Source organism: Pseudochrobactrum sp. XF203, assembly GCF_020341615.1.
Lineage (GTDB): Bacteria > Pseudomonadota > Alphaproteobacteria > Rhizobiales > Rhizobiaceae > Pseudochrobactrum > Pseudochrobactrum saccharolyticum.
Genome location: NZ_CP084392.1, coordinates 201,437 through 217,886, shown reverse-complemented (window position 1 = coordinate 217,886; position 16,450 = coordinate 201,437). Strand labels below are relative to the sequence as shown.

Here is a 16,450-nt window from a genome sequence, read left to right as displayed (position 1 = left end):
TTGACCGGATCACCGTGGCTGAAGCATTTCACAATCAGGCCGGATCAGCCTGACAGCCGTGGAATGCAACCACATTCAGAGCGTTTGCAACGCATCCTACTCACTGCGTTCGCTCTCATTTTTTGTTATGCATATCTCCCCCGAAACCGATCATGACTTCGGGGGAGATCATTTCGTCAGATCAGAAGAAGCCCAGTTTCTTAGGGCTGTAGCTCACCAGCATATTTTTGGTCTGCTGGTAATGATCGAGCATTTTCAGGTGATTTTCGCGCCCTATTCCGGATTGTTTGTAACCACCAAAAGCCGCGTGTGCCGGATAAGCATGGTAGCAGTTTGTCCAGACGCGCCCTGCCTGAATACCACGGCCAAAGCGGTAAGCACGGTTGCCGTTACGCGTCCACACACCGGAGCCAAGGCCATAAAGCGTGTCATTGGCAATCGACAGCGCTTCCTCATCCGTTTTAAAGGTCGTGACAGAAACCACAGGACCGAAGATTTCTTCCTGAAAAATCCGCATCTTATTGTGGCCTTTGAAGACCGTCGGCTTCACATAGAAACCACCGGCCAGATCACCACCAAGCTGGTTACGTTCGCCACCGGTCAGCACTTCCGCACCTTCCTGACGACCGATATCCATATAGCTGAGGATTTTTTCCAGCTGCTCCTGCGAGGCCTGCGCGCCGATCATGGTTGCCGGATTGAGCGGGTCACCCTGCACAATTGCCTCAACGCGCTTCAGGGCTTTTTCCATGAATTTGTCGTAGATTTTTTCATGGATCAGCGCACGGCTCGGGCAGGTACAGACCTCACCCTGATTGAGCGCAAACATCACAAAGCCTTCAATGGCCTTGTCGAGATAGTCATCATCTTCCGCAGTCACATCTTCAAAGAAGATGTTGGGTGATTTACCACCCAGCTCCAGCGTGACCGGAATGAGATTCTGACTGGCATATTGCATAATCAGACGGCCGGTTGTGGTTTCACCGGTAAAGGCGATTTTGGCTATGCGCGGGCTGGAAGCCAAAGGTTTACCGGCCTCAAGACCAAAACCATTAACAATATTCAGCACACCGGCAGGCAACAGATCGCCGATCAGTTCCGCCAGCACCAGAATAGAAGCCGGTGTCTGCTCAGCCGGTTTCAGCACCACACAGTTACCCGCAGCCAGTGCCGGTGCGAGTTTCCACACCGCCATCAGGATCGGGAAGTTCCACGGAATAATCTGCCCGACCACGCCCAAAGGTTCATGGAAGTGATAGGCGACTGTATCGTGATCGATTTCAGAAATACCGCCTTCCTGCGCACGGATAGCACCGGCAAAATAGCGGAAATGGTCAATCGCCAGCGGCATATCGGCATTGGTGGTTTCACGGATCGGCTTGCCGTTGTCCCAGGTTTCGGCTTCGGCCAGCAGTGCCAGATTATCCTGCATCCGGTCAGCGATTTTATTAAGGATCAGCGCACGTTCTGCGGCACTGGTGCGCCCCCATGCTTCTTTCGCGGCGTGGGCGGCATCAAGCGCCAGTTCCACATCTGCCGCATCGGAACGGGCAATCTCGCAGAGAACCTGTCCGTTGACCGGTGAAATATTCTCAAAATAACGTCCGGATTTCGGTTCGACCCATTTGCCGCCGATGAAATTGCCATAGCGTTTGGCAAATTTAGGATGAACTGTCCGGTTTACTTCAACCTTGTTCATTGTCTCTCTCCCTGTTTTTCGCTCATTATCAGCACGCTATCTCTCCTCAGATAGACATGCCTGAACTCACCAATAATGTTGCGGGAAATACGCGGCTTGTCATGAGGCCAGCGGAGCACTCATCACAAACTCTTGCCCGCAATGTCGCAAGAATGAGACAGTTTGAGAGATGGCTTTAAATTCGTGCATCCCGTCCAAAAAACATTTCACATTTTCCGGAATGCCGCGCGGCTCAGCCGTTTCGTCTGATCTGCAAACGGTTGAGCTTACGATGCAGGGTTGCACGGCTCATGCCAAGAATTTTGGCTGCCGAGGAAATTTTACCCTCAGCCCGTGCAAGGGCGCGGATAATGACACCGCGTTCAGCTTCGGCCATATCCATATCCTGCTCAGCCAGCGTTCCGAAGAAATCGGCCGCAGGAACCGGATCTTTCAACCCGTCTTCGCCCAACCCCAGTGCCAGACGTGCGGAACGGCTGGCACCAATCACCATATCATCACGATCAATTGCCAGCAGTGCGCCGCTGTTATGCTCAGTGACAGGTGCCAGAACAATGCGGGCTTTCTGGAAATGATAGCGGAAATAATCTGTCTCAATCTTGCGTGCCGCGTCATTCACCGCAGCAAAAATCAACCCTGCATAGGCCTCAGTCAGGTCAGACCGGCAGGAGGATACATCAAGCACCGCAACAAGTTGCCCTGTATGATCGTGGATCGGGGCAACAGAGCAGGAAAGCCCAGCATTTCTTGCATGAAAATGCTGGTCACGGTGAATTGTCACTGCGCGTTGCTCGACAATACAGGTGCCAATGCCATTGGTACCCTCACAGGCTTCACTCCAGACGGCACCCGTCCAGAGTCCCCATTTATGAAATATCTTATCGTCCGCAACAGCCCCGCGCCGCTCCACCGGCACACCAGTACCGTCAGCCAGCAATACACAACAACCGATGCCGCCAACTGACAGAAACAGACGATCCAGCACCGGTTGTGCCAGATGGGTCAGCGGCTCGACATATTCCTGCACTTCGCGCAGTTTCTGAGCGGTGATAGTTTGGGGTTTGCCGGGATCCTGTGGTTTCAACCCGTGCAGACGGGCAGACCGCTGCCATGAGGCAACGAGGGCAGAACGCGCTGCACCGCTGCCACGAATGGCAGAGTGAACCCGCTCCGCATGAGCGCTGAAGACTGACTGACCTGCCGCGGCGGATATTTCGCCTGACTGAATGCTCATTGCTGGCTCTCCTCCAGAGCTTCACTCAGTGTCTGCACAGAGAATGGTAGTCCAGATTTATGCTGCTGTGAAGAGCATGAGGATGAGACCCAAAGGAGGAGAAACTAAGGCTATAAAAACAAACACCGCAGCTTGATAAATCAGGCTGCGGTGTAAACTTAAACCAAAGCAAGAAGACCAGTCTTACAACGCTTCCTCATGATAACCGGTTTCGGTTTTCATAAACTGATCCAGCGCCGCGATCTCGTTTGCTGTCATGACCAACCCGCGTTTGCTGCGTCGCCAGACAATATCTTCTGCGGTCAGTGCCCATTCCTGCACCATCATATAACGCACTTCAACTTCATAAAGATCGGCGCCAAAATGCTGACCGAGATCTTTATAATCCGCTGCATTGCCCAAAATCCACTGCGCGCGTGTACCATACATGCGGAACAGTCGTGCCGCATGAGACGGTGCCAGAAAAGGATAATGCGCAGCAAATTTCGCGCTCATCCGGCCAAAATCCTGCACCGGAAAATCACCGCCCGGCAATGGCGCCTTATGTGTCCATGGCGCACCTTTTTTACCGAGAAAATGCTCAATCTTCTGCATCATATGCTCGGATAAACGGCGATAGGTTGTGATTTTGCCGCCGAAAATATTAATCAGCGGTGCTTTATTCTCACCGGCATCGTCTTTCAGCACATAATCGCGCGTGGCTTCCTGCGCCTTATCGGCTCCGTCATCATAGAGCGGACGGACACCGGAATAAGCCCAGACAATATCTTCGCGCTTTACCGGCTCGCGGAAATATTCACTGGCGGCAGAGCACAGATAATCGCTCTCGGCATCAGTGATTTCCACTTTCGCCGGATCACCGTGATAGTCCTGATCTGTGGTGCCGATCAGCGTAAAATCATTTTCATAAGGAATAGCAAAAATGATGCGCCCGTCATTATTCTGGAAGAAATAAGAACGATCGCCGTCGAATTTCTTACGCACCACAATATGGCTGCCCTGCACAAGACGCACATTATGCACCTCAGCCAGACCTTCCACACCGGCAAGTACGCGGTCAACCCACGGGCCTGCAGCATTCACCACGAGCTTTGATGTCACCTCACTGGTTTTGCCCGAGCGCAAATCCAGCAATGTCAGATGCCAGATATCAGCAGTGCGCCGTGCGGCAATGACTTTGGTGCGGGTGCGGATTGTTGCACCGCGTTCCTTGGCATCCATCGCATTGAGTGCCACAAAACGTGCATCATCAACCCATGCATCGGAATATTCAAAAGCCTTGGTGAACAGGTCTTTCAGCGGTGCCGCGGCCTTATCGGTTTTCATATTCAGGGTGCGGGTTGCAGGCAGCAATTTGCGCCCGCCAATATGGTCGTACAGGAACAATCCCAGACGCAACAGCCATGCCGGACGCACACCACCGCGATGATAAGGCAGAATGAAGCGCATTGGCTTGACCACATGCGGGGCATTAGCCCAGATCACTTCGCGCTCCATCAGAGCTTCACGCACCAGCCGGAATTCATAATGCTCCAGATAGCGCAATCCGCCATGAATAAGTTTGGTTGCACGGGAGGATGTACCGCTTGCAAGATCTTTCATTTCGGCCAGACCGGTGCGGAAACCACGCCCTGCAGCATCGCGGGCAATGCCGCAGCCATTAATACCGCCGCCAATAATGAAAATATCGTAGTCCGTATTTGCAACCACGTCGCAAGCTCCGCCGAAAATCATGTCAATTCAATACGTAACTGCTTGAAGCACGGTAAATTGACACGGCTGTGACACATGAAAAACGGCGCACCGGAATCGTCTTCAATCCGGCACCATCCGCAATATGAAAGCAATATAGTAAAAAACGAAACTAAATCGAGCGAAAAAACGAAACTTCACAAAAATAAGAACGCGCAAAAAACTTATGCAGTCGCGAGATAAAACCTGTCAGATCTTAAAGTTTCAAAGCTTCAATCAACTGCACATCGTGATCGGCGCAAATCTGACGCAAAGACGGTTCAATGCACTGATCGGTGATGAAAGTATCAATCTGCGATAAATGCCCCATCCGCACCGGCGCGCTGCGCTCCATCTTTGTGGAATCTGCTACCAGAATAATATGACGGGCATTGGCGATAATCGCCTGCGCAACCTTTACCTCGCGATAGTCAAAATCGAGCAATGCACCATCGGCATCAATCGCTGAAACGCCGATAATTGCATAATCCACTTTGAACTGACGGATGAAATCAACTGCCGCCTCACCGACAATACCACCGTCACTGGCGCGCACAACACCACCGGCAATAATGACTTCCAACCCTGAATAGACGCGTAAGCGACTGGCGACATTGATATTATTGGTAATCACCATCAACTGGCTATGCGACAGCAAATGTTGGCTCACCGCTTCTGTGGTGGTGCCGATATTGATGAAAAGCGATGCGCCTTCCGGTATCAATGCAGCTGCGGCCTGACCGATTGCCTGTTTTTCTGAGGCAGCGATTTGCCTGCGCGCTTCATATTCCAGATTCTCCACGCCGGAGGGAAACAAAGCGCCGCCATGGGTACGAGTCAGCAATTGCGCACGGCACAAATCATTGAGATCTTTACGGATTGTCTGCGGGCTAACCTGAAATTGTTCAGCCAGATCATCAACCAGCACCTGACCTTTCAGCTTAGCCTGTTCCAGAATGGCACGATGACGCGGAGAGTGCTGCATAAAAATCTGCCTGATTTTACCCATTAAACGGACAAAACGTGCCTGATGCGGATTTATCCTCCGCGCCCGCTCTGATTGTTTTTGAACGCGGCTTCAGGAAATCCGGCTCTCGCTTCTCCTGAAACAGCTTTGCATGTCAGGATAACTAATCAGTGGCTGAACACAAGCAGATCAACCTCATATTCAAATAAGTTTGTTTTGTATCAGCATAATTCCACAGACAATTCCTTTCAGACTGACATAACTATCCTCTCAGATATGCCTGACTTACCCGCCACAGGTGTGTCAGCTGCTTTTGCTGTGACTTGCAAATATAAAGTCAGTGCACTGACCAGATGGTAGAGGATTGAAGCCGGCACATGACCGGAGCAATGACTTCCGTTCTTATCAACGCGGTCAATCCACAAACCGCGTTTTGCCGGATGCAGATGCCAGCGAAACAAAGTGGCGATGCGTGTTTCGATTTCCGGCTTCATATTCTGACCATTATAGCCATCGAGCATGATCGCAGCTTTGATCGCCTCACATTGCTGCCAGCTGCGGCTGCCGCTATCCACCGGCTTACCCTCACGCGACACCACATTATAAGCCAGACCTGTCGTCCGGTTGATCCCGCTGGAAATCGCATTGCTATACAAACGGTGCGCCATCCGCTGTGTGTTTTGGCAACCAGTGCGCTTGGCATAATCACTGAGCAACGCTGCCCATTCAAAAGCATGACCAGGCTCTGTGTGAGTGCCACGTTTATCCTGCACCCACTGCCAGTTCGCAGTGAAATATTCTCCCAGACACCAATAATCACGATCAAAAAAGTAATATTCACACAGAGCTACAATCTCGGATGCACGACGGAGAAACATAAGATCTCCGCTCACCTCATGCCATGCCAGACAGGCTTCGAGATAATGCATATGCGCATTGCTGCTGAGTATAGCCTGCGGATTAGCGTGGTCAGCAAATGTTTCGTAGAAACCGCCTTTGGGATGCGCCAATCTGGCATCCAGAAATGCAAAAGTCTCCTGCGCTAATTGCAGAGCCTGATTATGTCCCGTCTGATGAACATAGCTCAGTGCAAGCAGCATACAGGTCTGATCGTAGAGATTTTCCTGACTTTCCGCCACACTGCCATCAGCATGAAATGACTGCACCCAGCCGCCATTGCGACTGCGCCCTTTTGCCTGCATGAAGATCAAACCATGAGCAATCAAACCAGCAGCCTCCCCGCTCCATCCCGCCTGAGAACTTTTCGCAAAAGCATAAATCTGCCGTACTATTGTCCGTGAACGGCGAAGGCCTGCAACCGGCAGCCCCTGCATAGAAAGGCTTTCATAGAAACCGCCATGGCGATGATCGACACCACGTACAGACCAGAGGGGCAGTGCCTGTTCAAATAACCAGTCCTGCACCTTTTGCCGGTGCGTACCCGATAGAGAAATGGGTGCTTCATAATATAATTCTGCACGATTTTGCTGTGTCAGCTGTCTGACAATGGCCTGCACATGCTGGCTCTGTGCCAGCGGAGCCACAAAGGTTGCATCCTTGGTGGCAATAACAGCCATATCATTCAGGCCGGACACTGCGAGCAATCCGCTTTCACTGCGAATATAACTATTGTTGCAATCATGGGCGATCACATCCCCACACAGCACATTGCCGCAACTATCCTGCGGTTGATGCTGGAGCAAAGAGTGCCATGAGCCGAGATCACTCCAGCGGAATGAAGCCGGTATCAGCACACATCTGCCTGCTTTTTCCATAATCGCATGGTCGAAGGAAATCGCCGACACAGACTGATACAGATATTCCGGTAATCTTATCGCATTATCATCGCGCTTTGCCTTATCGAGTGCAGCCTGCACAGCCAGCCAGATATCCGGTGCATATTGCAGAAAGGTGTCCCGCATAGTGCTTGCCCGAAACAGGAATATGCCGGAGTTCCAGAAGTAATTTCCCTGCCGGATAAAAGACAAGGCACTGTCATAATCCGGTTTCTCAGTAAATCGGCTGATAACATAGCCTGCGCCATGCGGTTCACCAGCCTGAATATAACCATAGCCGGTTTCCGGCCGTTCCGGTAAAAGCCCGAATGTAACAATCGCTCCTTGCGCGGCAGCAGGAACTCCCTGCGCTACGCTCTGCCAAAACTGCTCTGTAGTCGATATTTCATGATCTGCCGGACAAAGCAGGATCAAAGCATCATCACAGCCCGATAATGCAGACAGCGAGGCCAATGCTGCAACCGCAGCGGTATTACGCGCCACAGGCTCTAAGATTGTCCTGATATCCCCCACATCAGACATAGCAGAAATTATTTGTTCAATTTGCTCGGAATGAGCCTGTGCACCGATCACAGAAATTCTGTTCTCGGGAGCAAATTGCAGGCGCTTTAAAGTCGCGAGCAACAGGCTCTCATCGCCGGACAGGAGATGAAATTGTTTCGGCTTATCAATTCTGGAGAGCGGCCATAAACGTGAGCCACTGCCGCCGCACATCACAAAACTCAACAACGGCAAATTCGTATGATTAATTCCGTTGAACTTTCCGTTTTCCCGATCAAAAGCCATAGCCAACGCCCCCGCCCAAGCTATTCAAAAAACTTAAAACCCGCCCTCAAAATCGGGCAATTCCCCTGCTCCGAATTGTCTCAGAACATCATTGATTGCGCGCAGCATATCATTGCGCCTCTCAAGCGAGACCGGACTCTCGGCAACCACCACCAGATCCGGCTTGTTTGATGATGCACGGATCAATCCCCATGTGCCGTCAGCCACTGTGACACGCGCGCCATTGATCGTCAGAAGCTCCGTAATCTTCTGCCCTGCAAATGAACCACCCGCCTTAAACAAATTGGCAAAATAATCCTGTATCCGGCTAACCAGCCCGTATTTTTCACCATCACAGCAGGGAATATTGAGCGTCGGCGTTGCATAGCTGACCGGCAATTGCCGGTGGAGCGCGGCCAAGCTCTGATCCGGATGGGCAGCCAACATTTCGCAAACCGCGATGGCGGTTGCCAGACCATCATCATAACCCAGTCCCAAAGGCTGGTTCAAAAACACATGGCCGGATTTTTCAAACGCCGCCAATGCGCGGCACTCCCCCATGCGGCGCTTGATATAGGAATGGCCGGTTTTCCAATATTCGACCTTTGCCTGATAAGCCTGCAATACCGGATCACTGCGAAACAATCCGCTCGATTTCACATCGACAATAAAATGCGCGGCTTTGTGCTTTTCTGAGAATTGCCGCGCCAATAGCAAGCCAATACGGTCAGCATAAATAATATTGCCCTCATGATCCGCCACACCGCAACGGTCGCCATCACCATCAAAGCCGAAAGCCAGATCAGCTCCATAGGTCCTGACCGCCTCCGCCATTGCTTTTTGCATGGGAGCGGCTTCCGGATCAGGATTATAATGCGGAAAATTCCAGTCCGGCGCGCAGTCAACTTCCACAACATCGCAACCAATCCGGCGCAAAATTTGCGGAGCGAACAAACCCGCAGTGCCGTTTCCGCAAGCAACAACAACTTTCAGATGGCGCTTTAAAAAGCGGCCTTTTGTTAAAGCTGCGGAATAAAGCTTTTCGATATTATTGACGGAATTATAGCACCCGCCTTTAGCCGGCTCAGCCTGATGCTCCAGAATAATTGATTTCAGCTCAGCCATATCTGCCGGTCCGAATGTGTAAGGGCGTTCACAGCCCATTTTCACCCCTGTCCAGCCATTTTCATTGTGTGAGGCGGTCACCATCGCAACAGACGGCACATTCAGTGCAAATTGCGCGTAATAAGCCATAGGTGACAGTGCAAGCCCGATATCAAAGACCTGCATCCCGCCGGATATCAGGCCTTTGATAAGCGCTGTCTTAATCTCGAACGAATAGCTACGCAGATCATGGCCGACCACAATTGCCGGTTCAATACCGCGCTGCCGTATCATCTGCGCCAACCCTGCTCCAACAGCCACTATGCCTGCCAGATTAATCTCAGCGGGTTGTTCAGCACCCGCAAAGCCATACCACCAACGCGCGTCATATTCGCGAAAACCTTCCGGACGGATCAAAATTACCTCATCCGCCGGAGACTCACTTGTAAAATACTGAATGGACTGCTCTGTATTGATCGCGGTGGATTGCATTATTTGCTCCTGAAAAGAATCAAAGAACATGCATGACCTGAACGGATGTCATTCCGGACGGCTAAAACTCACTCAAAACTGTTTTGTATTCCTTCTTTGACCATAGGATCGGAAAATCATTTTTGCCAAGCGATATTTTGCAAAAACCGGACAAATCCAATAAATTTTAATCTGAAAATTTAGCCATTAAATAATTGATTATATTGATTTATTTATAAACTCATAATCAAGATCAATGCACATATTGCGTTGGAAAACCGGCCGTTTCCGTACAAAAATCAATTCTGACAACAGTGAAAATCAGACACAAAAAGCTCATAAATTTCAATAATAAACAGTTGTTTTGATTTTTTTGCATAATTCGCTTGCAGGGAGCAAAATGCGGCGCTATAAGCCGCCTCACGGTCAACGGAGCGTAGCGCAGCCTGGTAGCGCACCTGATTTGGGATCAGGGGGTCGGAGGTTCGAATCCTCTCGCTCCGACCATCACACCTTAAGCGGTGTTTATAAATTTCCCTATAGATTTCAGTATTTTGAACGTGGATGATTTAATCATCGCACGTTATTTTTATATTTTAGCACCGGTACCGGCGACCACGCTTTTAACCCAAGGTTAACTACGCCAGCAAACATAGTCATTCAAAACCTGTTTGCACCACATTTTGCCGAAGTTTTTCACGTTATGATTTTCAGCATTATCACTTTGCTGTTTTGCGGATCATCTTTTTCGCAAGACGGAATGTTTCATTTCGCCCCAGAGATTGCCTGCCTGAAAGATCGCCTAAATGAAAAAATTCCTTCTTATTTTTGCTGTTTTTCTGGCTGGTTGCGCCTCTGCACCCAAATCAGTCAATAATGCCTGCGCGATTTTCGATCAGCGCGACGGCTGGGTGAATAACTGGCATAAAGATGCCAAAAAAGCCGAGCGCGATTTTGGCGTGCCGATCCCGATCATGATGGCGACGATCTACACAGAATCAAGCTTCCAGCCCTATGCGCGCCCGCCACGTACCAAGCTGCTCGGTTTCATTCCGTGGAAGCGACAGTCTTCCGCCTATGGCTATTCTCAGGCGCTGGACGGCACATGGGCACGTTATACGCGTGAAACCGGCCGTTATGGTGCGAGCCGCACCAATTTCGGCGATGCGATCCATTTTGTCGGCTGGTATCACAAGCAGAGCAATATCAGTAACGGCATCTCTCTGAGCGATCCGTATAATCTGTATCTAGCTTATTATTCCGGTCATGGCGGCTATGCAAAAGGCAGCTGGCGCGGCAATGCCATGGTGCAGCGCGCCGCCAAAAAAGCCACCAATATTTCGCAGCGTTATGCAGCACAGCTTCGCAATTGCGGACGTATGTAACTAGAGTGCATCCAAGATAAACTGGAAATGCTTCTGATAGCTGAGCCTGTTCAGACCGGCCCAGCACCGCCATAAGCAATAAAGAACGGATTGGCATAGTCGCTGTCTGACAGTTGGTTGCGCTTACCATAGGTCAGCGGCTGATTATCCAATGTCAGGGTCTTACCGCCTGCCGCACGCAATACCGCATCGCCTGCTGCTGTATCCCATTCCATTGTCCGGCTAAAACGCGGATAGACATCAGCCTGACCGGCGGCCAGCAGACAGAATTTCAAAGATGAACCGACGCTCACACAAGATGCGATTGCCTGTTCCTGCAAATAAGCATCTGTTTCCGGTGTATTATGGGAGCGACTTGCGACAGCGGTTTTCTGCTCGCCGCATTCACGCACCTGCAGACGTATTGCACCAGACAGAGCCTCCGGCTGCACATCATATTGCCATGCACCGGACGGCGACCCGCAATAGAGCCTGCGGCTGACCGGTGCATAGACCACACCTCTCACAGGTATCCCGTTTTCGATCAGCGCAATATTGACGGTGAAATCACCATTGCGCAGCACAAATTCTTTTGTGCCATCCAGCGGATCAACAAGGAAAAAACGATTACGAATCTCGAGAGGCCCGTCACCGGCGGCCATTTCTTCTTCAGCAACCACAGGCACATCGGGCAGATAAGCGCGCAAGGCTTTGAGAATAACCTCTTCGGCAACGTGATCGGCTTCGCTCACAGGAGATGCATCCGGTTTCAGACTGATCTCACAACCAGTCTCATAAAACCGCATAATCTCGTGACCGGCCTCAAGCGCTGCCTGCTGCATCACCGCCATGAGATCATCATTAGCCAGTGACGTCTTTTCAATGCTCATGCTAAATTCCTCACGCCCGTTCAGGGCGATATATAACATTTTCCCCATCGAAGAAACATGGATCTCTGAGCGTTAAATCGACCAGCCTTCATCGACCAGACTATGCATGAGACCCCGCTGATTGAGATATTTCTCGATCTCATCAGCCAGATCATCCACACTGCCTGTCTGCCCGCGCAGGTGCAGTTCCGGCGCTTCCGGTCGTTCATAAGGTGCATCAATGCCGGTAAAGTCACGAATTTCACCGGCACGGGCTTTGGCATAAAGCCCTTTCACATCTCTGGCCTCACAGAATTCCAGCGGCGTATCAACAAAAATCTCGACAAAATCATGCTCTCCGGCAAGATGACGCCCCAAAGCACGATCCTGCGCCAGCGGTGCAATCACCGACACCAGCACAATCAGCCCTGCATCCAGCATCAGACGCGATGTTTCAGCAATACGGCGGATATTCTCACTACGCTCCTCCGCTGAAAAGCCGAGATCGCTGTTGAGGCCGTGACGCAGATTATCGCCATCGAGAATGAATGTATGTTTCCCCGCCAAATGCAGACGCTGCTCCAGCACAGTTGCCAGCGCTGATTTGCCGGAGCCGGACAGACCCGTGAACCACAACAGCGTCGGCTTTTGATATTTCTGTTCCGCCCGCTCTGCCGGTGTAACCTTTGCCGCCTGTACATGAATATGCGAAGCCTTGCGCAGTGAATGATCGATCAAGCCAGCGGCAACGGTAGCATTGGTCAGCCGGTCAATCAGAATGAAAGAACCGGTCGCGCGGTTTTGCCCGTAAGGATCAAAGGCCAGCGGCGCGGAAAGCTGCAACGCAACCTGTCCGATTTCATTCATCTGCAACTGATCGGCAGGTTCCTGTGCAAATTGTTTTTCCGTGTTTTCAATATCAATCCGGTAATTCAGCGTATTGACGGTCACACTGACCTGATCGGTCTGACTGCGCAGCCAATATTGCCGCCCTGCCCGCAATGGTTCCGGTGCAAACCAGACCAGCTTCGCCGCCAGACGATCACTCACCTGCGGTCGCGATTGCGGATGCGTCAGCATATCGCCGCGGGAAATATCGCGCTCGTCTTCCAGCACCAATGTCACTGCCTGTCCGGCATGAGCAGTTTCAAGCTCACCATCTGCCGTCACAATATAACGGATTGCTGAACTCACACCGGAACGGGCAACGGTAATTTCATCGCCGACACTGACCTGCCCCGAGGCAATTGTACCTGCAAATCCGCGAAAATCCGCATGGGGGCGGCTGACATATTGCACCGGAAAACGAAAATCCTGTTCGGTATCCGCTTTACTGTCCGTTGCCACAGTCTCCAGCCATTCCAGCAGGGAAGGCCCCTGATACCAAGGCATATTCTCTGAAAATGTGCGAATATTATCGCCAAAGCGTGCTGATACCGGAATGGCCTGAACAGTGCTGAAGCCCAACCCTTGCGCAAAGGCCTGATAATCCCGCACAATCTGATTAAAAACCACCTCATCATAACCAATCAGGTCAATCTTGTTCACCGCCAGCACAATATGGCGGATGCCTAACAGCGAAGCGATAAAGCTGTGACGGCGTGTCTGTTCCAGCAGTCCTTTGCGGGCATCAACCAGCACGATAGCGAGGTCGGCAGTGGAAGCCCCCGTCACCATATTACGCGTATATTGCAGATGCCCCGGCGTATCGGCCACGATAAAACGCCGCTTAGGCGTGGCGAAAAACCGGTAAGCCACATCAATGGTGATGCCCTGCTCACGCTCGGCTTCCAGACCGTCAACCAGCAGCGCAAAATCAATATCATCGCCTGCCGTGCCATGATTGCGGCTGTCCTGATGCAGTTGCGATATCTGATCTTCAAACAGGGTTTTGGCGTCATAGAGCAGCCGCCCGATCAGGGTGGATTTACCGTCATCAACAGAGCCACAGGTCAGAAACCTCAAATGCGATTTGTGCTCCTGCGCCTCCAGATAATCCGTAATCACTGCATCTGAATGATCTGCACGGGTGATACTATCCGTCATCAGAAATATCCTTCCCGCTTTTTCTTTTCCATAGAACCGGCCTCATCGCGGTCGATCAGCCGCCCCTGCCGCTCCGATGTGCGCGTCAGCAGCATTTCTTCGAGAATTTGCGGCAGTGTTTGCGCCTGCGATTCAATCGCGGCAGTCAGCGGATAGCAGCCCAATGTGCGGAACCGCACCATACGGGTTTCAATCTTTTCACCCGCACGCAATTGCAGCCGATCATCATCGGCCAGAATGAGCATATTATCGCGCTCGACAACCGGACGGGGTCCCGCAAAATACAGCGGCACAATCGGGATATTTTCCTGATAAATATAATGCCAGATATCGGCTTCCGTCCAATTGGACAGCGGAAACACGCGGATCGACTCGCCTGTCTGGATGCGTGTATTGTAGATATTCCACATTTCAGGGCGTTGATTTTTCGGGTCCCAGCTATGGGTCGCATTGCGGAAGGAAAATACCCGTTCCTTGGCGCGCGACTTTTCCTCATCGCGCCGCGCACCGCCAAAGGCAGCATCAAATCCATATTTATCCAGCGCCTGCCGCAGGGCTTGCGTTTTCATCACATCCGTATGGACATTGGATCCGTGAATAAACGGATTGATACCGGCTTCCACGCCCTGCGCATTAATATGCACCAGAAGATCAAGCCTGTGCGCCTTGGCCTGCGCATCACGAAAGGCAATCATTTCTTTGAATTTCCATGTCGTATCAACATGGAGAAACGGAAATGGCGGCGGCGCCGGATAAAAAGCCTTGCGTGCCAGATGCAGCATTACGGATGAATCTTTGCCGACAGAATAAAGCATCACCGGCTTTGTAAAACTTGCCGCGACTTCGCGGAAAATATGGATAGCCTCGGCCTCCAGTCTTTGCAGATGGGTCAGCGGCGCGACAGACCGGCCGGACTGTCGACCAACCTGACTATCCGGGGTAAGCGGCACAAGATCCGCTACATGCAGTGCAAGGCTCATACTCAATTCCGTATTTTGTCCGGCCTTCATTTCACTCAGAGAAACGCTGTTCCGGCGATGAAACATGCGCATCATCATGCCGAAAGACCGCACAAGTGAGAAAGGATGATATCTTTAAGTTTGCCGGCGAATGTCATTTTCATTGCGCGGGAGAAGCCAGACATGGAATGCCTTTCTCCGATGACCGCAAACGTGATTTTCCGCAGCTTTCGCCGAGCTTTTGTCTTGCGTACCATCTGCCGCTCAGCATAACCTGCCGACCGGAGAGCAGACGGGGATGATTTATGGAAAAGACAGCTTGTGTGATTGCCGGAGCCGGTGTGGTTGGTCTGGCCATTGCCCGCGAAATGGCAATGCGCGGTTTTGAAACACTGGTGCTTGAAGCCGAACATATGATCGGCACGCAAACCTCGTCGCGTAATTCCGAAGTCATCCATGCAGGCATTTATTACGAGCCGGATAGTCTGAAAGCCCGCTTTTGCGTTGAAGGTAAAGAACGGCTCTATGCCTACGCGCAAGCACAGGGCATTCCGCATAAACGCTGCGGCAAGCTGATTGTCGCCACGTCTGAAGCTCAGCATAGCGCGCTGGACAAAATCGTGGCACGCGCCGAAGCCTGCGGCGTGCATGATCTGCAACGGCTGAGTGCGGCAGAAGCACAGGCGCTGGAATCCTCCATCCGCTGTACTGCCGCTTTATTCTCCCCCTCCACCGGCATTATTGACAGTCATGCTCTGATGCTGAGCCTGCAGGGCGATGCGGAAAATCATGGAGCAGATATTGCCTTCAACACCGAAATCCTGCGTGTTGAGCAGATTGACGGCGGCTTCTCTGTTACCACCCGCGACCGTGAAAGCGGTGAAGAATTTACGCTGGAAGCCGAGCGCTTCATCAATACTGCCGGTCTTGGTGCACAGGCGATAGCCGCAACCATAGATGGGCTGGCGGAGGAGCATATTCCGGCATTGCATCTTGCCAAGGGCAATTATTTCTCAGCATCCGGCAAAAACCCGTTCTCGCATCTGATTTATCCGGTGCCGGTAGACGGGGGCTTAGGTGTGCATCTGACACTAGATCTCAACGGGCAAATGCGCTTCGGCCCTGATGTGGAATGGTTGGAGCAGGTCGCCCCGCAGACAGGTCTTGATTATTCGGTTGATCCGCAACGTGGTGACAGTTTCTATGCTGCGATCCGCCAATATTGGCCGGAACTACCGGACGGTGTTTTACAGGCGACCTATAGCGGCATCCGCCCGAAACTGAGCGGCAGCGGTGAAACCGCAGCGGATTTCCGCATTTCCGGCAGTGACGATCACGGTATAACAGGGCTTATCAACCTGTTCGGCATTGAAAGTCCGGGACTGACCTCCAGTCTTGCCATTGCCGCTCATGTCAGCACATTGGTAAAATAAAAGGCACAAATA

At 51.6% G+C, this 16,450-nt stretch carries 11 protein-coding genes and 1 tRNA gene; 3 read left to right on the top strand and 9 right to left on the bottom strand.

Going from position 1 to position 16,450, the window contains the following annotated elements:
• Positions 1-181 precede the first annotated feature (181 nt).
• The 6 genes from adh to LDL70_RS00890 form a co-directional block, all read right to left on the bottom strand.
• Entirely contained in the window at positions 182-1,699 is a 1,518-nt protein-coding gene (gene adh, locus LDL70_RS00915; protein ID WP_075654112.1) for an aldehyde dehydrogenase, read from the bottom strand.
• 232 nt (positions 1,700-1,931) lie between these two features.
• Positions 1,932-2,933: a GAF domain-containing protein gene (locus tag LDL70_RS00910; protein WP_221719222.1), complete on the bottom strand. Its 1,002-nt coding sequence runs from the start codon at positions 2,931-2,933 to the stop codon at positions 1,932-1,934.
• A 183-nt stretch (positions 2,934-3,116) separates the two neighbouring features.
• Positions 3,117-4,643, bottom strand: a complete 1,527-nt coding sequence (gene glpD / locus LDL70_RS00905) for a glycerol-3-phosphate dehydrogenase (RefSeq protein WP_225686035.1) — start codon at positions 4,641-4,643, stop codon at positions 3,117-3,119.
• Between the two features lie 238 nt (positions 4,644-4,881).
• On the bottom strand, positions 4,882-5,649 hold the full coding sequence (locus LDL70_RS00900) for a DeoR/GlpR family DNA-binding transcription regulator (protein WP_028233589.1): 768 nt from the start codon (positions 5,647-5,649) through the stop codon (positions 4,882-4,884).
• A 230-nt stretch (positions 5,650-5,879) separates the two neighbouring features.
• The gene (locus LDL70_RS00895) at positions 5,880-8,213 is read right to left on the bottom strand and encodes an AGE family epimerase/isomerase (RefSeq protein ID WP_225686033.1); all 2,334 of its coding nucleotides are present in this window, start codon (positions 8,211-8,213) and stop codon (positions 5,880-5,882) included.
• A gap of 33 nt (positions 8,214-8,246) precedes the next feature.
• Positions 8,247-9,788 carry a phosphomannomutase/phosphoglucomutase gene (locus LDL70_RS00890; protein ID WP_225686032.1) on the bottom strand — a complete coding sequence of 514 codons (1,542 nt, stop codon included), beginning with the start codon at positions 9,786-9,788 and terminating at the stop codon, positions 8,247-8,249.
• Between the two features lie 409 nt (positions 9,789-10,197).
• Between LDL70_RS00890 and LDL70_RS00885 the strand changes: the two genes are divergently transcribed.
• Both LDL70_RS00885 and LDL70_RS00880 read left to right on the top strand, forming a co-directional pair.
• Positions 10,198-10,274, top strand: a tRNA-Pro gene (locus LDL70_RS00885).
• Between the two features lie 299 nt (positions 10,275-10,573).
• Positions 10,574-11,152, top strand: coding sequence for a membrane protein (locus tag LDL70_RS00880; protein ID WP_022710739.1), 579 nt, complete (start codon positions 10,574-10,576; stop codon positions 11,150-11,152).
• A 50-nt stretch (positions 11,153-11,202) separates the two neighbouring features.
• Here the strand turns inward: LDL70_RS00880 and cysQ are convergent, their stop codons facing one another.
• From cysQ to cysD, 3 genes are all read right to left on the bottom strand, one after another.
• Positions 11,203-12,021, bottom strand: a complete 819-nt coding sequence (gene cysQ, locus LDL70_RS00875; protein WP_225686030.1) for a 3'(2'),5'-bisphosphate nucleotidase CysQ — start codon at positions 12,019-12,021, stop codon at positions 11,203-11,205.
• A gap of 72 nt (positions 12,022-12,093) precedes the next feature.
• Positions 12,094-14,046, bottom strand: a complete 1,953-nt coding sequence (gene cysN, locus LDL70_RS00870; RefSeq protein ID WP_225686028.1) for a sulfate adenylyltransferase subunit CysN — start codon at positions 14,044-14,046, stop codon at positions 12,094-12,096.
• Positions 14,046-15,026: a sulfate adenylyltransferase subunit CysD gene (gene cysD / locus LDL70_RS00865; protein ID WP_225686026.1), complete on the bottom strand. Its 981-nt coding sequence runs from the start codon at positions 15,024-15,026 to the stop codon at positions 14,046-14,048. Before cysD ends, cysN begins: the two co-directional genes overlap by 1 nt.
• A gap of 284 nt (positions 15,027-15,310) precedes the next feature.
• On the opposite strand from cysD, the gene LDL70_RS00860 reads away from it, so the two are divergent.
• Entirely contained in the window at positions 15,311-16,438 is a 1,128-nt protein-coding gene (locus LDL70_RS00860; protein WP_225686018.1) for an NAD(P)/FAD-dependent oxidoreductase, read from the top strand.
• Positions 16,439-16,450: the final 12 nt, after the last annotated feature.